Genomic DNA, 18,721 nt, shown 5'->3' with positions numbered 1-18,721 from the left:
GTCTTGTCGTAGTCCTGAGTGGACAGGTGCCCCGGCTAGGGGCGGGCCTGCCCGGCAATGTCTTGGGCGTCGGAGATCAGGTTCCACACGCGGATCCGCTGCACCATCCGTTCGTCATCGGTGCCTCCGCTCGCCCGGGATGGGTCGGGGGTCGCGTCGTGCCACGCCGCCGCAGCCGTCAATGCCTCGCGCAAGGTGCGCAACACGTCGTCGTGCAGGTCGTGACGGGTGCTCATCAGGCCACCGCCGTCAGGTGCTGGCCGGTGCCCCATCCGGCGCGGACGAACGAGACCAGCTCGTCGATCTCGTGATCGGCCACGTACGCGGCCCGGACGCGCATGGGGGTGCGGGAGCGTTGCCGGATGACGTATCCGATGCCCGCGGTTTCCTGGGCGTTCGGGATCTCATCGGCCAGCGCGCCGCGGAGGCGGGCGTTCTCGCCGAGGACCATGTCCACCTGCGCCGCCGCGGTGACCCGCAGGCAGATGCGGATGGTGAACAGCTCCCGCACCGGGACGGTGTCCTTGGTCGGTTCCTGCACCAACGCGGTCACGCTGTGCCCGGTAGCCCGTCCCTGCGAGGTGACGATCGCGAGTTTCTTGCGCAGGTTCCGCGCCACTGTGCCGTCGCCGTAGGCGAGTAGGGAGCCGATCTCGTCGATGATCAGCACGTTCAGCGGCGTGACCCGCGAGAGCTCCAACTTGCGCGTGCCGGCTTCGGAGAACTCGCGCTGCACCCGCTGCAGGTCGTCGACGAACTCATCCACCAGTTCCGAGCAGTCGTTCTCGTCGGTGGCGTAGCGGTGCGCGATCCCTTCGAGCTTGGCGAACTCCATCTGCTTGGGATCGCAGATCCACAGCCGCACCAGCCCGTCCCGGATCAACGGAGCCATCGCCCGTAGCTGCGACATGGGGATCGAGTTCTTGCCCGCACCGGTGGCGCCCGCGATGAAGGTGTGCTGGCCCAGCACCGGGAGGCGCCAGTCCGCGCCGAACTCGGTCTCGCCCACGTACACGTTCTTGAGATCGACCGCGTCGGGCTCGTCGGGCATGTCCGGGGCGTCGATGGTCTCGGTGAACGGCTCGTCCCGTTCGATCACCAGCCCGAGGACGCCGGGCTTGACCTTTTCCACCGCCACACGGCGGGCGCGGAGCGCTTCGGTGAGTTCGTCGAGGTTGGCCTCGAACTTGCGGGCCGACATCCCCTGCGGAATGCGCACCCACACCGTGTCCACCGTGGGCGAGTAGGAGCGGGTCTTGATGATCCGCGGGAACTGTTCCTCGCCCGACTTGCGATGCACCACATACAGATCACAGGCCCGCAGGGCGTTGTGCCAGCGCGGCCCGAGATAGGCCGACCAGCGGCGCCGCCACGCCCGCATCCGCGGCGCAGCCCAGTGGTCGAACGTCGCCGGATGGGCCCGGTACCAGCCACACAGCCCAGCCGTAGCGCCACCGGCGATCATGCCGGTGGTGGTCCATCCCAACTGTGTGCCCGCGGTGACCACCGATGCGGGGGTCAGGACTGAGCCGGGGTGCCGGGCGGTCCAGAGCGCGGCCTTCATCTCGCGGCCGGTGCGGCGCTTCGAATCCGGGGTCTTCATGGTGTTGTTCCGTCCCTTCCAAGAGGAAGGACCGGCCCCACCCCGGGGTGCCGCCATGTTTGGCCGGACCCAGATGGAGCCGGTCCAGCCAAACGCTGTTGTTGATGTCGAGTCGTTGTGTTGTTGTCGTGGTCGTTGCCGGGGTTACTTGTCGATCGCTGACCGGGCGTCGATCAGCTCTGTCATCAGTTCGGCGATCGCCCGTGCTGCCTTGTTGTGGTGCTGCCGGAAGCCGTTGGCGCTGACCGGGATGCCCCGCGTCGCCCGCCGGAGCTGCAGCAGCGCGTTGTCGGTGTCGTCGACCACGCGGTCCAGTTGATGCGACATGCCTTGTTCACACCTTCCACGGTTTGGAGACCAGTTCGGCCTCGTACTTCTTCGCCGTCGCCCGCATCTGCTCCAGCTCGCCGAACGCCTTGGCCCGCAGGCCCTTGAGCTCGTCGCGGGAGGGCACAGTGAAGCCGGACTCGGTCGTGCCCTTGCCCACCCGGTCGATCAGCTTGTCGATCTCGTCGAACTGCTCAGCGACCAGATCCAGCGCCGAGACGAACTGGCCGTAACGCTCCATCGCCCGCTTGTTCCCACCAGGCATCTCCATGGTCATCCTCGCCTTTCTGTGTCGTTCTCGGTCTCCCAGCTCAGCTGTGCCAGCAACCCGATCGTCTGGCCGATCGACCTTCCCGCCCGTTGCCGCACCTTCGGATCCGGATCGTCCTCGGAGAACCGCTGAAACGCCGCGTCGATGTCCTGAATCAGTGCACCCAGGCTCATGTCACGCCCCCTTCCGGATCACGTCCTGGGCGTGACGCAGGCCCTCGCAGAACCCGGCCTGCCACGCCCAGTCACTCGCCGGTTCGGACAGTGCGCTCTGCCGGTCGCGCTCCAACAGCGACGCCCACCGGCGCACCATCCGCGCCATCTGAATCGGCCTCGAACTCATCACCCATACCGCCCTTTCTCTTTGCGTCTCGGAACTTTTCACCGGGTCACATTGGCCACTGCGCGCCGCACACATTGCACGTCGCAATACCAGTCGGAGAGAGCCAGAAATTCGCACTACACACATGCTTACCCATCACTCGCCCCTGTCCCTGTGGATGCGTTCGCACTCCAAGCAACGCTCCTCGCCCCACCAGCGAACCCAGACGTACTCCCATTCGCCAGCCTGCGACACAGCGCCGCAGAGGCCGACAATGCGGCCATCCCACCAGGATCGATACGCCTTCCGGTGGATCACACTGACGTCGGCACTCATCGCGACCACCGACCCGGTCCGTTCGGATCAAAGGTGCACACACCGTTTCCACCCGCCATTTCCCATCACACCCTTCCCATTGTTTCCGCGTGGTAGAACCCCAAGACCCCCGGAGAAAAACGCCGGGAGTCAAGGCGCGCCACCACGAATTAGGCGCGTTTTTTGGCATGGATCGGCCCACTCTGGAATTCTCAAAGAACAACTGAGCGCGCTGGCCCGACTCGAAAACGGGCCGCCAGCCGAAATTCTGGGCAGCACTCCAAGGTGATTGTTTTTCCGCGAGCCGGGGGGCACCCGCGGGGCCGGACACCTACCGGCCCAGGCGCCGAGCTACGCGGCGGACGACAGGCCACCCAGCCCGGCAGGCTTCATCCCGGCCGCCTTGAACGACAGGCCCGAGTTCACGTTCCCCTGCTGGTCTTTCATCCCCCAGGGCGAAGCAGTGGCGTCGATCAGCTCCACGTACATGCCCTCGTCGAACTCGTCCCCCGGGTCCGTCGCCAGCGTGACCTTGATTTCCTCGCCCTTACCCACGCGGCCCCCATCCGGCCGAGGCTTGCGCTTCGCGAAGAGCGAGACCACGAACTGCTGCGAACCGTCCTCGTAGTTCGTCACCGGAACGACGTTGCCGTTCTCGTCCTCACGCGTCTTCACGACCGGCGCCTCCGACACCATCAGCTTGAACCCGCCCAGGTCCACCGGGATGTTCCTCATGTCGTCCTCCTCGTTGCGTGATACCTTGGTATCTCGTTACATACCTAGTATGGAACGACAGACTAGGTATGTCAAACGATACCAAGTAGCTCACTCGTATGGAGTAGTGATGAGAGATGATGGCCAGCACTAGCAAGGGCGTTCCGCAGTACATGCAGATCGCGGGCACCATTCGCGAACAGATCAGGGCAGGCACGCTGCAGCCCGGAGAGCAAGTCCCGAGCGCGCCGAGTCTGTGCGAGCAATACGACGTCAGCATGATCACCGCCAAGAACGCGCTGAACCTTCTGAAGAGCGAAGGCGTGGTCTATGCGGTTCCCGGGAAAGCGACGTACGTCGCCGACAACACGCGGCTCATCCGCACGGCTCCACAGCGCTACTTCCAGCGCCGCGAGCGGACGTACGTTCAGGAGACGGAGCGGGCCGGGCTGCGGCCCACGTCGGAACATTCCACGGAGACCGTGACGGCGACGCGATGGATTGCCCAACGGCTAGAGATCCAAGAGGGCGACGCCGTCACCGCAACCACCTACCGAATCTCGGCCGGAGAACACCCGGTCGCCGTCTCAACGTCGTGGGAACCCCAGGCGGTCACGGCGGGGACCCCTATTGCGCACCCCCACGAGGGGCCGCACGGCAACGACGGTCTGAACGCACGGTTCGCCGCCATCGGGTGGACGGTCGAGCAGGTTGAAGAACATCTCCTCGTTCGCCAACCCAGTCCGGAAGAGCGCGACGACCTCCGCCTTGCACCAGAGGTCCCCGTCGTCGAGATCCGCCAGACCGTCCGAGCCACCCAGGACGGCGACGACCTCACGGCGATCGAGGCAGCAGATATCGTGTATGCGTCGGACCGCTACGAGTTCCGGTACATCATGGACAGGCCCCGCTAGGAGGCGCGATGTCAGCCGCCACCCCCGAGGAACCGGACCCGGTCGAGATCATCACCGACTTCGGCGAAGTGGTCCCCGCTCGCCCAGGAGGCTGCCCGCACTGCGGCGAGAAGGCCATCGGGATCGAAGACCTCACCTGCTACCGCTGCCGCCAGCCTCTCCCGCCTATCGATCGCCCGGACTACTCCTAGCCCGCAACCGCCCAGCGCAGAGGCTGTGTTCAGACTTTCTCTTCTTGTTCAAGGCGGCGCCTGCCGGCGCCGCTGGGCCTCGCCATCCATGCCCCGGCCAAGCCTCCGCGCGGGGCGTGCGGCTGGCGCCGGTCCCCGCGCGGATCGGCCGGGGCGCGAGGCAGGCCCAATCGACCGGAAGCGCGCCAAACAAGAAGAAGATGTCCTCGCCGGACAGGCAGGTCTCCGGGATGGCCGGGAAAGCGACGTGCGCTGCGGTCCGTGGGCGGCCCAGGGCGTGTGCCATCCCGACGACCTCCCAGAGGGCTATCACGCAGCGTCAAGGGTGCAAGCCTGGCAACTTCAGCCGCCGGACCCGACGCAGGTTGCACCCTTGACACAGCGTGATCGGGCTACGCCAGGTCGACGGGATGGCACAAGGGCCACCCACTCTGAAGGGGAGACAACGACCTGTAACGCCGGCGCTTGTTCTGCGACTAATCAATTATGGGAACTCCCCATAGTTGACAGACAGGGACAAACAGCGCATGGCGACACGCAAGGTCCTGACGATCAACATCGAGTTCGAACTCGCAGACAGGAAAGCCAGCCCGAAGCGCCTTAACGCTGTGTATGACGCCGCGGTGAAGAGCGCGACGGACGCAGCCACAAGGGAGCTACTCGAGGGCGGCGTGGCCGAGGTAAGACATCGAATGACCTTCGACTACCGCTGGGCCGACCAGACAAGCACCACGCCCATCGGGGATTACGAAGACTGGGCCGACGACGAACCGGCGACCAACGACGCTGATTGAGAACTCGGCTGACATCGCGATAGGCGTTGCAGACTCATTGCACATGAGAGCCGCAGAGGGCGGCGATCAACGACAAGCGACGACAGCCGCATCAGGCCGAATTTGCTGGTCAGGGTCTATTTTCCCAGGTGTCGGCGACCGCGAGTGAACAGCAGAAGGTTTGGGGTTCGAATCCCTACAGGCGCGCACCACAAGAAACCCCCTGTGCGCAGGGGGTTTCTTGCTTTTCGAGATCATATTGTTGATCACTGAAGTAGCCTTCTACGACGGCCAGGCAGTGGTGGCACGCCACGAACGGTTGATGACCAAGGGCGATGTCCAGCTCGACCTGGACTACTGCCTCGAGGTCCTCCTCCGCAAGCCCGGAGTCCGATGTAGCGAGCGAGCACGCCGCGAGCTGCCGGCGAGTACGGCAACGCCGTGTTCGGGTCGTGGCGCTGCGAAACTCACCGGGCCGCCGAGGCCCGGTGAGCGTGTTGCTGACCTGGCGTGTCGTTCACTTCTTGGTTTTGCGTGCGACGCCGCCGACGATGTTCGACTCGGCAGCGTCGGTTGTGTTGGTGGTGTCCGGGCGCCAGTCGGGTAGCCATACGAGGCCGGGTTCGACGAACTCGAAATCGCCGACGAATCCGGCGATCTCGTCCCGGCTGCGCTGGGTCAGTGGCAGAGTGGCGCGGTTGGTGTATTGTCCGGCGATCGTCTTGAAGGCACTCTGCACCTCGTCGTCTTCGACGTTCAGGCTGATGTGGGTCAGCGCCAGCAGGCTGCCGGGCGGTAGCTGGTCGCGGTAGTAGGCCAGCGGCGCTTCCGGCTGGTGCTCGTCGGGCATGAAATGCAGCAGCGCGACGATCAGCAGGCAGATCGGCTCGTCCGGGTCGATGGCGCCCTCGTCGAGTACCCGTTGCCAGAGTTCGGGCCCGTCGAAGTAGTCGCCGAAGAGCGCGTAATGCCGTTCGGGATCGGCGGTGTCTTCGAGCAGGATCTGCGCGTGCGCGTGGGCGATCGGTTCGTTGTCGATATAGACCACGCGGCATTCGCCAGGGGCGACCTCGTCGGCCACTTCGTGGACGTTGCCCTGTGTCGGTAGTCCGCTCCCGACATCGACGAACTGCCGGATGCCCGACTCGACCGCATACCGCACGGCCCTGCGCAGGAACTCGCGGTTGTTCACCATCCCCATGCGCATCTGTGGGAGCTCCCGCAGTTGCTGCTCAGCGAACACTCGATCGACGGCGTAGTTGTGGCGACCTCCCAGGACGTAGTCATAGATGCGGCCGGCGCTCGGCCGGTCGGTGTCGATGGGTGCACGTTCCTCGGGCATGGGCTGAGGGTAGTCGATCTGATCGTGCCCACACACACGTGTGGGCGAAGCGATCCCTCGGCCGCCGTGGTTTGCACCGCCCGTGGGGTAGGCGGCGACAGTCTCGCTCGGATCTGGTGACGTGGTCGGCGGGCCCGATCGATGTCGTCTCCCGGTCAGTGTCGGCGGCCGGACCTGCGATCCTCCTCCGACGGCACGTCGGAGGAGAGAACGATCAGTTCATGTTCGGCCCGAGTGTCGCCCGGAGAGCGGAACAATGCGAACGGACCGGAGGCGTCGGAAGGGGTCGCGGGTGAGGTGGGCGATGCCGATCGTCAGGGCCGTTCCCGGTTCCGGTCCTGGGGCGACAGCTCGGCATTGGTGGCCTGCTATGCCGTGACCGGCCCCCGTAGGATGCCGATCCCTCACGGCCCGACCGCCAGCCGTCCTGTGCAGATGACAATGATGTTCACCTGGACGGGATGGGGACACGATGGGCACGAAGTGCGCACAGTTGTCCATTGTGAACTGTGTCCGTGGGCCTGATTCACGGTCATAGTGGATGCATGGGAAATCGTGCACCACTGCGGTGTCGATGTGACGCGAACGACCGGTTGCTTCGTGACACGTGCCTCGCCTCCCCAGGTGGCCACATGTCCTGATAGGAATCGATCGAGGATCTCGGCGAGCTACCCGGCCACCTGGGTGGGCACTCAGGACAGCCGGTCGAGCCACCGTTGCCGCCAGCGTTCGGTGCTCGCGAGGTCGTTGAAGGTGAACACGTGGATGCCGGCGAGCTCGTTGTCGGGGCGGCCGATCTGGTCGGCCAGCTTGGTGATCAGCTTGTCCGGGCGGTAGCCGTTGGGCAGGAAGAACCGCCAGAGCATGGCGGACTGCTTGGCCAGGAAGCGGGCGGACTGGCCGAGCCCGAGACTTGCCGACACGCGGATCAGCTTCTGGCGGTTGATCGAGCCCGGCACGCCCACCCGGATCGGGGTGCGGATGCCCTCGGCGTGCAGCCCGCGGGCCCAGCCGATCGTGGTGTCCGGGTTGAAGCACAGCTGCGTGATGATCTCGTGCGCGTGGCCGGTCTTGGCGCGCAGCGCCTCGTCGATCACCGCGTCGGACAGCTTGCCGTGCCCCTCGGGGTAGCCCGCGATACCCACGTTGCGGAAGGCGTGCCCGCCTTCGGCGAGGGCGATCAGCAGACTCTCCGCGTCCGCGAACTCCCCGGCGGGTTCGGCGGCGTCCCCGCCGATGGCGAAGATCCGCTCGATCCCGGACTCCAGCAGCTGCGCGGCGATGTCGTCGAGTTCAGCGCGGTCGCGGATCAGCCGGGCGGGCAGGTGCGGGGCGATCCGGTAGCCGTTCTTGCTCAACCGGACGGCGAGCTCGACGGTCGTTTCAATGCCCTTCGCCTCGGTGGCGGTGACCGTCAGCGGCACGTCCAGCGGCACGTGGGCGAGCACCTTGTCCTCGGTGCTGCGGAACGGCAGCACCTCGTAGGAGGCGTTACGCAGCGTCCCCGCCAGCGCTGCCCGGTGACGTGCGGAAGGCTGCGTCGAGGACGACGCTCCGCCGGATGTGGGGATGCGTGCGGACATCGCGTCCACCTTGCCGTCCGGGGAGGTTTTCCCCGGCACGGCGGCGTGATCGGGCCGGAGCGCCATCAGCACGTCACCACCGAACGCAGCACCTCACCGCGGTGCATCTTCTCGAATGCCGCCTCGACCCCGTCCAGCGAGATCTCCTCGGTCACGAACTTCTCCAGCGGCAACCGGCCCTGCAGATAGAGCTCGGTGAGCATCGGAAAGTCCCGCTCCGGCAGGCAGTCGCCGTACCAGCTGGACTTCAGCGTGCCGCCGCGGGCGAACATGTCCAGCAACGGCAGGTCCAGCCGCATCTTCGGATCCGGAACACCGACCAGCACGACGGTCCCGGCCAGGTCCCTGGCGTAGAACGCCTGCTCGTAGGTCTTGGGCACCCCGACCGCGTCGATCACCACGTCCGCGCCGTTGCCGCCGGTGAGCTCACGGATCGCCTCGACGGTGTCGGCCTCGGAAGCGTTGACGGTGTGGGTGGCGCCGAACTGGCACGCCCAGTCGAGCTTCTTGGGGTCGGTGTCCACCGCGATGATCCGCCGCGCCCCTGCCATCGCCGCCCCGACCACGGCTCCGTCACCGACGCCGCCGCAGCCGATGACCGCCACGGAATCGCCGGGCCCGGCCTGACCGGTGTTGACCGCGGCGCCGATACCGGCCATCACGCCGCAACCCAGCAGTCCGGCCACCGCCGGGCGCCCCGACCGCCCAACCTTGGTGCACTGTGCGGAGTGCACCAAGGTCTTCTCGGCGAATCCGCCGATTCCCAGCGCTGGCGACAGCGGGGTGCCGTCGGCCAGGGTCATCGGCTGGTCGGCGTTGTGGGTGTCGAAGCAGTATTGCGGGCGACCGCGTCTGCAGGCCCGGCAGTTGCCGCACACCGCACGCCAGTTGAGCACGACGAAGTCGCCCGGTTCGACGTTGTGCACGCCTTCGCCGACCGCTGCCACCGTGCCGGCAACCTCGTGGCCGAGCAGGAACGGGAACTCGTCGTTGATGCCGCCTTCGCGGTAGTGCAGATCGGTGTGGCAGACACCGCAGGCCCGCACGTCCACCACTGCCTCACCGGGACCGGGATCCGGAACGTGGATCGTGGTGACCTCGACGGGCTTTCCCTCACCCATGGCCACCACTGCGCGCACTTCGGTCACTGGTTGCTCCCATTCGCCTTCGTACGGACTCGTCCTGCTACCGGTGTCAGACCCGGTACTCCGCGGCCGCGTCGGCCAGCCAGTCGGCGAGATAGCGCGCGAAGGACGCGCGGACGAAGATCCAGAAGCTCGGCCGCTCGGTGTCCCGGCACAGCAGCACCACTCCGGCGCGCGCCAGCAGGGTCTGCGCGCACTGGTCGGAGGCGAAGCTGCGCCGGTGCAGGTCGAGTGCGCAGCCCTTGGCCAGCAGCTCACGAGACTTCGGCCCGGTTACCTCGATGATCGTGCGGTTGCCGGAGACGTCGACCACCGAGCCGTGCTCCTCGCCGAGAGCCTCGGTGAGCGTTGCCTGGATCCGTTCCGCACTGCCCTCGGGACCGACCAGCAGCCACTCGTCCGGGCCCATCCAGAGGATCTGCAGCTGTTCGGTGCGGGCGACCTGGCCCGGCTGGTTGGGCAGCATCGTGCCCACGGCCGTGCCGATGCGCTCGGCGGCCGGGCTCTTCGGGTCGACGCGCAGGGCGACCTGAGCGGTGAAGGCCACTTCGGACAGTTGCAACGCACCGGGCACCGAGGAGTCGGCCAGTGTCTCGGTGCGGGCGGCCAGCGGGGACTCGCCGTGGAGCTCAGCCATCGCGACGGTTTCCTTCCTTGTCGTAGAAGACCGGTTCGGTGATCTCGACGGGCACGAGCCGGTCACCGACGTGGCCGTAGATCGTCTGCCCGATGCGGTCGCGGCCGCTCTTCACCAGGGCGAGGGCGAAGGGGCGGTCGAGGGCGGCGCTGCGGTAACTGGAGGTGATGTGCCCGAGCATGGGAACCGGCGGTTCGGGCAGCTCGGCCAGCTCCACCAGCTGGGTGCCTTCCGGCACGACCGCCGAGTCGGCCGGTGGCAGCAGCCCGACGAGGTGCTTGCGGTCCGAGCGGACGGTGTCGGCCCGGCTGAACGAGCGCATGCCGAGGAAGTCGTCCTTCTTCTTCGACACCGCCCAGCTCATCCCGAGGTCGTGCGGGGTGACCGTGCCGTCGGTGTCCTGCCCGACGATGGGGAAGCCCTTCTCGGCCCGCAGCACGTGCATGGTCTCGGTGCCGTAGGGCGTGATGTCCTGATCGGAACCTGCCTGGTACAGCGCTTCCCAGACCTCGCGGCCGTGCCACCAGGGGACGTTGATCTCGAAGGCGAGTTCGCCGGAGAAGCTGATCCGGCACACCCGCGCGGCCTTGCCCGCGACGGTGCCGTCGGTCCAGGACATGAACGGGAAGGCGTCATTGTCGAGATCGATGTCCGAGGTCACCCGGGCGAGCACTTCACGCGAACGGGGGCCGGCAAGAGCGATGGTGGCCCAGTGCTCGGTGACCGAGGTGAGGTGCACCTGCAGGTGCGGCCATTCGGTCTGCAGCCAGTCCTCGAGCCATTCGAGCACGCCGGCCGCACCACCCGAAGTGGTGGAGATGAGGTAGCGGTGCTCGCCGGTGCGCATCACGGTGCCGTCGTCGAAGACCATGCCGTCGGCGTGGCACATGAGGCCGTAGCGGATCCGACCGACCTTGAGCGTGCTCATCTTGTTGGTGTAGACGAGATCGAGGAACTCGGCCGCGTCCGGACCCTGCACGTCGATCTTGCCGAGCGTGGAGACGTCCTGCATGCCCACGCCGGTGCGCACCGCGTGGCATTCGCGCAGGACGGCGGAGTCCATGTCCTCCCCGGGCTGCGGGTAGTACCAGGGCCGTTTCCACTGGCCGACGTTCTCGAACGGGCAGTCCTGTGTCAGGTGCCAGTCGTGCATGGCGGTGACCCGGACGGGGTCGTAGAGGTCGCCGCGGTCGCGCCCGGCCAGTGCGGCGAAGGCCACCGGAGCGTAGGGCGGGCGGAACGTGGTGGCGCCGACCTGCGCGACCTCGACGCCGAGGAGCTCGGCGATCACACCGGAGGACAGCAGACCGGAGGTCTTGCCCTGGTCGTGGGCAGTGCCGATGGTGGTGAATCGCTTGATGTGCTCCACCGAGGACATCCCGGCCCCGACGGCCTTGCGCACGTCGGCGACCGTCGCATCCCGTGCCAGGTCGACGAACTGCTCGTCGCCGGATTCCGCGGGGACACCGGGCAGCAGCCAGGTCGGCTGCGGTGGCGTGACGGGGCCGGAGGGCGCGCCGGGCACCTCGGCGGTGTCGGCGCCGAACCCGGCCTCGCGGGCCGCGTCCCTGCCCGCTTCGGAACCGGTCCGCAGGCATTCGCCGGTGGTGAAGCTCCCTGCGGCAGCACCGACCGAGCGCACGCCGCGGGGAGTGCTGTCGGGGACGAGCGCTCCGATCTCCTCGGAGTAGCGCACGGTTCCGCGTGCCTGGCTGTGCAGGTGCACCGCGGGGTTCCAGCCGCCCGATACCAGCAGCAGGTCGCAGTCCAGTTCGGACGGAACGGTCTGAGCTGAATCGGCGGAGGGAACGGGGGAGATCTGCGCGCCGCTGACCCGGTCGGTGCCCGAGGTGCCGGTGACCGCGCAGCTGGTCAGGATCTGGATACCCCGCTCGACGCACCGTGCGGTCCACAAGGTCGTGGCCACCGGACGTACGTCGACCACCGCCGCGATCTCCACGCCGGCGTCGTGCAGGTCGATGGCCGCGGCGTAGGCGCTGTCGTTGGTGGTGAACACGACGGCGCGGCGGCCGGGCAACACGCCGTAGCGGTGCACGTAAGTGCGCGCGGACGTGGCGAGCATGGTGCCGGGCCGGTCGTTGCCGGGGAAGACCAGGGGCCGTTCGTGGGAGCCGGTGGCCAGCACGACCTCGCGGGCGCGGATGTGCCAGGTGCGCTGCCGAGTGAACGCATCCTCGCCGCGGTGCTCGACGGCCACCAGGTAGTTGTCGTCGTAGCGGCCGAAGACGGTGGTGTGGGGCAGCACCGTCACGTCCGGGGTGTCCCGCAGCTCGGCGGTGACACGGTCGATCCAGCGGCCCGCGGGAGCGTGGTCGAGCTCCTCACCGCTGCCGAGCAGGCTGCCGCCGAACTCGGTGTCGGCGTCGGCGATGATCACTCGGGCGCCGCTGCGGGCCGCGCTCAGCGCGGCGGCCAACCCTGTCGGGCCCGCGCCGACGATCAGTACGTCGCAGTGCGCGTTGATCGCGTCGTAGCGGGCCGGGTCGGGCTCGGTGGCCAGTCGTCCCTGCCCGGGCAGTGAGGAGGCGACCAGCCCGTCGCGCAGCTCGACCGTGGTCGCGGTCAGCATCGGCTCGGGGAAGGGCTCCTCGATCTGCACCAGCGCGTTGGGCTCCTCCGGGCCGGCGGAGGCGATGCCGCGCGGACGTCCGTAGCGGATGCTGGTACCGACCTGGTGCACGCCGTTGGACAGCAGCGCCGAGGCGAGCGTGTCGCCGTCGAATCCTTCGTAGTCGTGGCCGTCGAACCGGAACCGGACCGGGCGGTCGCGATTGATCCGGCCGCCCTCGGCAAGCCTGTACTCGCCAGTCACCTCGTCACCGCCTCGTGGGAGTCGTCCTGGAAGATCTCGTTGGTGGTCGTGTCGCGGCGGATGGTGAACCAGCGGCGGCAGCCCGCCTGGTGGTTCCACCGCTCGGTGAAGATTCCCTTGGGGTTGGCGCGGTAGAACAGAAACCGCGCCCAGTCCGCATCGGACAGTTGTTGTGGTTCGGCCGGGTAGGACACGTCGGCCTGCCCGCCGTAGTGGAACTCGGTCTCGTTGCGCGGCCCGCACCACGGGCACGGAATCAGCATCATGGCGGCTCTCCTAGTGGGCGACGCCGGCGGCGCCGTGTTCGTCGACCAGGGCGCCGGTCGTGAAGCGGTCGAGGTTGAAGGGTGCGTTCAGCGGGTGGGGTTCGTCGTGGGCGATGGTGTGGGCGTAGCACCAGCCGACCCCTGGGGTGGCCTTGAAACCGCCGGTTCCCCAGCCGCAGTTGACGTAGAGGTTCTCGAACGGGGTCAGGCCCATGATCGCCGAGGCGTCCGGGGTGACGTCCACGACGCCGGCCCAGGTGCGCAGCACGTGCGCGCGGGAGAACATCGGGAACAGCTCCACCGCGGCGGTCAGCTCCCGCTCGATGGTGTGGAACGCGCCGCGCTGGCCGTAGGAGTTGTAGGAGTCGATGCCCGCACCGAGCACGAGTTCGCCCTTGTGTGCCTGGGATACGTACACGTGCACCGCGTTGGACATGACCACGGTGGGGTGCACCGGTTCGAGGAGTTCGGAGACCAGCGCCTGCAGCGGGTGACTCTGGATGGGCAGCGCCAAGCCGAGCTCGTCGGTCAGCACCGAGGTGGACCCGGCGGCGGCGAGGGCGACCTTGCCCGCGGCGATGTCACCGCGGGTGGTGCGCACGCCGGTGATGCGGTCGCCGATCCGGTCGAAACCGGTGACCTGGCAGTTCTGGACGAGGTCCACACCCATGCGGTCCAGCGCACGGGCGAAGCCCCAGGCGACGTGGTCGTGCTTGGCGATGCCGGCCCGCGGCTGCCAGGTCGCGCCGAGCACCGGGTAGCGCAGGTCCTCCGAGGTGTTCAGGATCGGGCAGATCTCGGCGACCTGGTCGGCGTCGAGCCACTCGGCGTCGATGCCGTTGAGCCGGTTGGCCCCGACCCGCCGCTTGCTGTCGCGCACGTCCTGCAGGGAGTGGGCGAGGTTGAGCACGCCGCGCTGGGAGAACAGCAGCGGGTAGTCCAGCTCGTCCTCCAGGCCCTCCCAGAGCTTCATGGCGTGCTCGTAGAGACCCGCGCTCTCGTCCCAGAGGTAGTTCGAGCGGATGATCGTGGTGTTGCGGGCCATGTTCCCGCCGGCCAGCCACCCGCTCTCCAGCACCGCCATGTTGGTAATGCCGTGGTTGACCGCCAGGTAGTAGGCGGTGGCCAGGCCGTGACCACCACCGCCCACGATCACCACGTCGTAGGAGCGTTTCGGCTCAGGCGAGTTCCAGAGCCAGTCCGGGTGGTCCGGCAGATCGGCACCGGGCGTACGCGGCATCAGAACCCTCCGATCAGGTTCGGGTAGAGGGGGTGCTTGGTGGCGAGCGCTTCGACGCGGGCGCGGAGTTCGGCGCTGGTGGCCTCGTCGAAGCCGGGTTGGAGCGCTTCGGCGATGACGTCGGCGATCTCGGTGAACTCTCCCGAGCCGAAGCCGCGGGTCGCCAGCGCCGGGGTGCCGATGCGCAGTCCGCTGGTGACCATGGGCGGTCGAGGGTCGTTCGGCACCGCGTTGCGGTTGACGGTGATGCCGATCTCGTGAAGGCGGTCCTCGGCCTGCTGGCCGTTGAGTTCGGCGTCGCGCAGGTCGACCAGCACGAGGTGCACGTCGGTGCCGCCGGAGACCAGCCGCACGCCGACTTCGCGGGCGTCGTCTGCCTGGAGACGTTCGGCCAGGATCCGGGCGCCTTCGACGGTGCGGCGCTGGCGCTCCGCGAACGCCTCGCCCGCAGCGATCTTGAAGGCCACGGCCTTGCCCGCGATGACGTGTTCGAGGGGGCCGCCCTGCTGGCCGGGGAAGACCGCGGAGTTGAGCTTCTTGGCGAACTCGGTGTCGCCTGACAGGATGACGCCGCCGCGCGGGCCGCCGAGGGTCTTGTGGGTGGTGGTGGTGACCACGTGGGCGTGCGGAAGCGGGTTGGGGTGGAGTCCGGCGGCCACGAGCCCGGCGAAGTGGGCCATGTCGACCATGAGGTACGCGCCGACCTCGTCGGCGATGGCGCGGAAGCGGGCGAAGTCGAGCTGGCGGGGATAGGCCGACCAGCCGGCGATGATCAGCTGCGGCTTGTGCTCGCGGGCCAGTCGCGCCACCTCGTCCATGTCGACGCGGTGGGTGTCGTCGCTGACGGTGTAAGCCGCGACGTTGTAGAGCTTGCCGGAGAAGTTGATCCGCATGCCGTGGGTGAGGTGCCCGCCGTGGGCCAGGTCGAGGCCCATGATGGTGTCGCCGGGCTTCAGCAGCGCGAACATGGCCGCGGCGTTGGCCTGGGCGCCGGAGTGGGGCTGGACGTTGGCGTAGTCGGCGCCGAAGAGGTCCTTGACGCGGTCGATGGCCAGCTGTTCGACGACGTCGACGTGTTCGCAGCCGCCGTAGTAGCGCTTGCCGGGGTAGCCCTCGGCGTACTTGTTGGTCAGTACCGAGCCCTGGGCCTGCAATACCGCCTGCGGAGCGAAGTTCTCCGACGCGATCATCTCCAGCGTGTTCTGCTGGCGGCCCAGTTCGGCGCCGACCGCCGTCGCCACCTCCGGGTCCACCGCCGAGAGTGGGTGGTCGAACAGGTCATCGGTGGACGAATTCATGGGACTCCTTCCGCGCTGTCACGCAGCAGGGGATCGAGGGTTGGCTGGCCGAACACCGCGCTGATCTGAAAGCCAACTGACATATCAGATACAGGTCACGGTAGCACCGCGTGCCGCGCGGTCAAGGGATTCCGACGTTCGGCCTGAAACCCGCGCGGCTCGGCTCCCGGCTTCGAAGTGAAACGGGCGAATGCCCCTCCGGAGGCGCCGAAGCGCCTGGTCTACCAGGAATTTTCAGCTACGTGTTGACCGGATCACACCCGTCGTCCTACCGTGCTGTGCAGTTGATATATCAGTCCTCGGTCAGAGGGGTGAGTATCCGCCCTTCCGGCGCGGCCCGGCGGCGCCGCACATCCCGAAGCCCTCCTCCGTAACGAGAACCGCCTGCCGAAGGCGGTATCGCTCCTCAGTTCGAAACCTCGCCGTCCCGTAAGGAGACCTGCATGAGCACGACCCCTCGCGTCGTCATCGTCGGAGCCGGGATCGTCGGTGCGAACCTGGCCGACGAGCTCACCAGCCGCGGGTGGAACGAGGTCACCGTCCTCGACCAGGGGCCGTTGCCGCTGACCGGCGGCTCGACCTCGCACGCGCCCGGCCTCGTGTACCAGACCGGCGCGTCGAAGACGATGACCGAGTTCGCCACCTACACCGTCGAGAAGTTCAAGAGCCTGCACGCCGACGAGGGCTGGTGCTTCAACCAGGTCGGCGGGCTGGAAGTAGCGACCACCCCGGAGCGGCTGGCCGACCTGCACCGCAAGCAGGGCCTTGCCACCTCCTGGGGCGTGCCCGGCGAGGTCATCTCCCCCGAGGAATGCGTCAAGCTGCACCCGCTGCTCGAGGCCGATCGCATCCTCGGCGGGTTCCACACGCCCACCGACGGTCTGGCCAAGGCGCCCCGCGCGGTGCTGGCGCTGACGCGGCGGGCGGCCGCTCGCGGGGCCCGGTTCCGCGGCGAGGTCCGGGTACTGGGGATCAACCAGCAGGGCGGCCGCGTGACCGGGGTGGAAACCGACCAGGGCGAGGTGCCCGCCGACATCGTGGTGTCCTGCGCCGGGTTCTGGGGTCCGCAGCTCGGCGAGATGGCCGGCATGAACGTGCCGCTGCTGCCCATGGCGCACCAGTACGCCAAGACCGACCAGCTGCCCGAACTCGCCGGTCGCAACGACGAGCTCACCGAGGCCAAGCTGCCGATCCTGCGCCACCAGGATCGCGACCTCTACTACCGCGAGCACGTGGATCGGCTGGGCATCGGCACCTACGCGCACCGCCCGATGCCGGTGCGCCTGAGTGACCTGCCCGAAGTGGACGATCCCTCCGAACTGGCCATGCCCTCGGTGCTGCCGTTCACCGACGAGGACTTCGCGCCGTCCTGGGAGTACACCAAGCGACTGCTGCCCGCGCTGGAGTCGGCGACGGTCGAGACCGGCTTCAACGGGGTCATGTCGTTCACGCCCGACGGCGGTCCGCTGGTCGGTGAGTCCCCGGACCTGGCGGGTTTCTGGATCGCCGAGGCGGTGTGGGTGACCCACTCCGCGGGTGTGGCGCGGTCGGTGGCACAGCTGCTGGTGGACGGGCGCAGCGAGATCGAGCTGCACGGCTGCGACGTGCACCGCTTCGACGAGATCGAGACGACGCCGGAGTACGTCGAGGAGACGGCCTCGCGCAACTTCGTGGAGGTCTACGACGTCAAGCACCCGCTGCAGCCCAAGCTCTCGCCGCGCGACCTGCGGGTGAGCCCGTTCCACGCCAGGCAGAAGGAACTGGGCGCGGTGTTCCTCGAGGCCCACGGCTGGGAGCGGCCGCACTGGTACGAGGCGAACGGGTCGCTGGTCAAGGAACTGCCGATGGAGTGGCAGCCACCGGCTCGGGACGCGTGGGCGGCCATGTACCACAGCCCGATCGCCGCGGTCGAGGCGTGGAAGACCCGTACCGACGTCGCCATGTTCGACATGACCTCGCTCAAGCGCCTCGAGGTCAGCGGTCCCGGTGCGCTGGCGTTCCTGGACCGGCTCACCACGAACAAGCTCGACAAGTCCGTCGGTTCGGTGACCTACACGCTGATGCTCGACGAGGCGGGTGGCGTGCGCAGCGACCTCACCGTGGCGCGGCTGGAGGAGCAGCTGTTCCAGGTCGGTGCCAACGGCAACCTCGACTTCGACCGGATGCGCCGCGAGCTGCCCGAGGACGGCAGCGTGCAACTGCGCGACATCACCGGCGGCACCTGCTGCATCGGGGTGTGGGGCCCGCGAGCCCGCGATCTGGTGCAGCCGCTGAGCCGGGAGGACCTCTCGCACGAGGCCCTGAAGTTCTTCCGCTGCAAGGAGATTCACATCGCCGGCATCCCGGTCACCGCGATGCGGGTGTCCTACGTCGGCGAGCTGGGCTGGGAGCTCTACACCAGCGCCCAGTACGGCCAGCGGCTCTGGGACGTGCTCTACGCGGCAGGCCGCGAGCACGGCGTCGTGGCGGCCGGCCGGGCGGCGTTCAACAGCCTGCGGCTGGAGAAGGGCTACCGCGCCTGGGGCGGCGACATGACCACCGAGCACAACCCGTTCGAGGCCGGGCTCGGCTTCGCGGTGCGGATGCAGAAGGGCGACTTCGTCGGCCGCGAGGCCCTCGAAGCGATCGACCCCGAGTCGGTCACCCGGAAACTGCGCTGCTTGACCATCGACGACGAGCGCAGCGTGGTGCTGGGCTCCGAGCCGGTGTTCGTCGACGGCGCGGCTGCCGGCTACATCACCTCGGCGGCCTTCTCGCACACCCTCGGCACCCCGATCGCCTACGCCTGGCTGCCCGCCGAGGCCGTCGAGGGGACGCAGGTGCGCATCCAGTACTTCGACCGCATGGTGGCCGCGACCGTCGCGGCCGAACCCCTTGTCGACCCGGACATGCACCGGATCCGCCGGTGACCAGCACCGCGCCTGCGGGCGCACGACCGCGAAGGACGT

Annotated in this window: 19 protein-coding genes; 4 read left to right on the top strand and 15 right to left on the bottom strand. The window is 67.9% G+C overall.

What is annotated here, in order from left to right; translation table 11 throughout:
• Positions 1-35 precede the first annotated feature (35 nt).
• The 7 genes from FB384_RS06820 to FB384_RS06790 form a co-directional block, all read right to left on the bottom strand.
• Positions 36-236 (bottom strand): hypothetical protein, encoded by a 201-nt coding sequence (locus FB384_RS06820; RefSeq protein ID WP_183780356.1) that lies wholly within the window; start codon positions 234-236, stop codon positions 36-38.
• Positions 236-1,603: an FtsK/SpoIIIE domain-containing protein gene (locus tag FB384_RS06815; RefSeq protein WP_183780354.1), complete on the bottom strand. Its 1,368-nt coding sequence runs from the start codon at positions 1,601-1,603 to the stop codon at positions 236-238. The genes FB384_RS06820 and FB384_RS06815 overlap by 1 nt, the downstream gene beginning before the upstream one ends.
• A gap of 144 nt (positions 1,604-1,747) precedes the next feature.
• On the bottom strand, positions 1,748-1,930 hold the full coding sequence (locus FB384_RS06810) for a hypothetical protein (protein ID WP_183780351.1): 183 nt from the start codon (positions 1,928-1,930) through the stop codon (positions 1,748-1,750).
• A 7-nt stretch (positions 1,931-1,937) separates the two neighbouring features.
• Positions 1,938-2,207: a hypothetical protein gene (locus FB384_RS06805; RefSeq protein WP_228725974.1), complete on the bottom strand. Its 270-nt coding sequence runs from the start codon at positions 2,205-2,207 to the stop codon at positions 1,938-1,940.
• On the bottom strand, positions 2,204-2,374 hold the full coding sequence (locus tag FB384_RS06800) for a hypothetical protein (RefSeq protein WP_183780348.1): 171 nt from the start codon (positions 2,372-2,374) through the stop codon (positions 2,204-2,206). The genes FB384_RS06805 and FB384_RS06800 overlap by 4 nt, the downstream gene beginning before the upstream one ends.
• 1 nt (position 2,375) lies before the next feature.
• Positions 2,376-2,543: a hypothetical protein gene (locus tag FB384_RS06795; protein ID WP_183780345.1), complete on the bottom strand. Its 168-nt coding sequence runs from the start codon at positions 2,541-2,543 to the stop codon at positions 2,376-2,378.
• 645 nt (positions 2,544-3,188) lie between these two features.
• Entirely contained in the window at positions 3,189-3,572 is a 384-nt protein-coding gene (locus FB384_RS06790) for a hypothetical protein (RefSeq protein WP_183780342.1), read from the bottom strand.
• 119 nt (positions 3,573-3,691) lie between these two features.
• On the opposite strand from FB384_RS06790, the gene FB384_RS06785 reads away from it, so the two are divergent.
• The 3 genes from FB384_RS06785 to FB384_RS06775 all read left to right on the top strand — a co-directional run bounded on the left by FB384_RS06785 (position 3,692) and on the right by FB384_RS06775 (position 5,450).
• On the top strand, positions 3,692-4,465 hold the full coding sequence (locus FB384_RS06785) for a GntR family transcriptional regulator (RefSeq protein WP_183780337.1): 774 nt from the start codon (positions 3,692-3,694) through the stop codon (positions 4,463-4,465).
• A gap of 8 nt (positions 4,466-4,473) precedes the next feature.
• Entirely contained in the window at positions 4,474-4,656 is a 183-nt protein-coding gene (locus tag FB384_RS06780) for a hypothetical protein (RefSeq protein WP_183780334.1), read from the top strand.
• A 527-nt stretch (positions 4,657-5,183) separates the two neighbouring features.
• A complete protein-coding gene (locus FB384_RS06775) occupies positions 5,184-5,450 on the top strand; it encodes a hypothetical protein (protein WP_183780331.1) in 267 nt (88 codons plus the stop codon).
• Positions 5,451-5,946: 496 nt separating this feature from the next.
• On the opposite strand, the gene FB384_RS06770 is transcribed toward FB384_RS06775, so the two are convergent.
• The 8 genes from FB384_RS06770 to glyA all read right to left on the bottom strand — a co-directional run bounded on the left by FB384_RS06770 (position 5,947) and on the right by glyA (position 15,773).
• Positions 5,947-6,771: an SAM-dependent methyltransferase gene (locus FB384_RS06770; RefSeq protein ID WP_183780328.1), complete on the bottom strand. Its 825-nt coding sequence runs from the start codon at positions 6,769-6,771 to the stop codon at positions 5,947-5,949.
• 692 nt (positions 6,772-7,463) lie between these two features.
• A complete protein-coding gene (locus FB384_RS06765; protein ID WP_183780325.1) occupies positions 7,464-8,354 on the bottom strand; it encodes a methylenetetrahydrofolate reductase in 891 nt (296 codons plus the stop codon).
• A 65-nt stretch (positions 8,355-8,419) separates the two neighbouring features.
• Positions 8,420-9,502, bottom strand: coding sequence for an S-(hydroxymethyl)mycothiol dehydrogenase (locus FB384_RS06760; RefSeq protein ID WP_183780322.1), 1,083 nt, complete (start codon positions 9,500-9,502; stop codon positions 8,420-8,422).
• A 46-nt stretch (positions 9,503-9,548) separates the two neighbouring features.
• Positions 9,549-10,136, bottom strand: a complete 588-nt coding sequence (locus FB384_RS06755) for a sarcosine oxidase subunit gamma (protein ID WP_183780319.1) — start codon at positions 10,134-10,136, stop codon at positions 9,549-9,551.
• The gene (locus FB384_RS06750; protein WP_183780316.1) at positions 10,129-12,969 is read right to left on the bottom strand and encodes a 2Fe-2S iron-sulfur cluster-binding protein; all 2,841 of its coding nucleotides are present in this window, start codon (positions 12,967-12,969) and stop codon (positions 10,129-10,131) included. The genes FB384_RS06755 and FB384_RS06750 overlap by 8 nt, the downstream gene beginning before the upstream one ends.
• Positions 12,966-13,235: a sarcosine oxidase subunit delta gene (locus FB384_RS06745; RefSeq protein WP_183780313.1), complete on the bottom strand. Its 270-nt coding sequence runs from the start codon at positions 13,233-13,235 to the stop codon at positions 12,966-12,968. Before FB384_RS06745 ends, FB384_RS06750 begins: the two co-directional genes overlap by 4 nt.
• A gap of 10 nt (positions 13,236-13,245) precedes the next feature.
• Entirely contained in the window at positions 13,246-14,475 is a 1,230-nt protein-coding gene (locus FB384_RS06740) for a sarcosine oxidase subunit beta family protein (protein ID WP_221212657.1), read from the bottom strand.
• A complete protein-coding gene (gene glyA, locus FB384_RS06735) occupies positions 14,475-15,773 on the bottom strand; it encodes a serine hydroxymethyltransferase (protein WP_183780310.1) in 1,299 nt (432 codons plus the stop codon). The genes FB384_RS06740 and glyA overlap by 1 nt, the downstream gene beginning before the upstream one ends.
• Before the next feature lie 443 nt (positions 15,774-16,216).
• On the opposite strand from glyA, the gene FB384_RS06730 reads away from it, so the two are divergent.
• Positions 16,217-18,682: a GcvT family protein gene (locus FB384_RS06730; RefSeq protein WP_183780307.1), complete on the top strand. Its 2,466-nt coding sequence runs from the start codon at positions 16,217-16,219 to the stop codon at positions 18,680-18,682.
• Positions 18,683-18,721 lie beyond the last annotated feature (39 nt).

Origin of the sequence: Prauserella sediminis, assembly GCF_014195435.1 — a bacterium.
Lineage (GTDB): Bacteria > Actinomycetota > Actinomycetes > Mycobacteriales > Pseudonocardiaceae > Prauserella > Prauserella salsuginis.
The sequence above is the reverse complement of the archived record's forward strand: the minus strand, read 5'-3'. Positions and strand labels throughout refer to the sequence as shown.

Coding starts and splice junctions, on each gene's coding strand:
- FB384_RS06790 (WP_183780342.1), bottom strand. CDS start 3,572: ATGAGGAACATCCCGGTGGACCTGGGCGGGTTCAAGCTGATGGTGTCG.
- FB384_RS06745 (WP_183780313.1), bottom strand. CDS start 13,235: ATGATGCTGATTCCGTGCCCGTGGTGCGGGCCGCGCAACGAGACCGAG.
- FB384_RS06805 (WP_228725974.1), bottom strand. CDS start 2,207: ATGACCATGGAGATGCCTGGTGGGAACAAGCGGGCGATGGAGCGTTAC.
- FB384_RS06770 (WP_183780328.1), bottom strand. CDS start 6,771: ATGCCCGAGGAACGTGCACCCATCGACACCGACCGGCCGAGCGCCGGC.
- FB384_RS06815 (WP_183780354.1), bottom strand. CDS start 1,603: ATGAAGACCCCGGATTCGAAGCGCCGCACCGGCCGCGAGATGAAGGCC.
- FB384_RS06730 (WP_183780307.1), top strand. CDS start 16,217: ATGAGCACGACCCCTCGCGTCGTCATCGTCGGAGCCGGGATCGTCGGT.
- FB384_RS06740 (WP_221212657.1), bottom strand. CDS start 14,475: ATGCCGCGTACGCCCGGTGCCGATCTGCCGGACCACCCGGACTGGCTC.
- FB384_RS06800 (WP_183780348.1), bottom strand. CDS start 2,374: ATGAGCCTGGGTGCACTGATTCAGGACATCGACGCGGCGTTTCAGCGG.
- FB384_RS06780 (WP_183780334.1), top strand. CDS start 4,474: ATGTCAGCCGCCACCCCCGAGGAACCGGACCCGGTCGAGATCATCACC.
- glyA (WP_183780310.1), bottom strand. CDS start 15,773: ATGAATTCGTCCACCGATGACCTGTTCGACCACCCACTCTCGGCGGTG.
- FB384_RS06810 (WP_183780351.1), bottom strand. CDS start 1,930: ATGTCGCATCAACTGGACCGCGTGGTCGACGACACCGACAACGCGCTG.
- FB384_RS06795 (WP_183780345.1), bottom strand. CDS start 2,543: ATGAGTTCGAGGCCGATTCAGATGGCGCGGATGGTGCGCCGGTGGGCG.
- FB384_RS06820 (WP_183780356.1), bottom strand. CDS start 236: ATGAGCACCCGTCACGACCTGCACGACGACGTGTTGCGCACCTTGCGC.
- FB384_RS06785 (WP_183780337.1), top strand. CDS start 3,692: ATGGCCAGCACTAGCAAGGGCGTTCCGCAGTACATGCAGATCGCGGGC.
- FB384_RS06755 (WP_183780319.1), bottom strand. CDS start 10,136: ATGGCTGAGCTCCACGGCGAGTCCCCGCTGGCCGCCCGCACCGAGACA.
- FB384_RS06775 (WP_183780331.1), top strand. CDS start 5,184: ATGGCGACACGCAAGGTCCTGACGATCAACATCGAGTTCGAACTCGCA.
- FB384_RS06765 (WP_183780325.1), bottom strand. CDS start 8,354: ATGTCCGCACGCATCCCCACATCCGGCGGAGCGTCGTCCTCGACGCAG.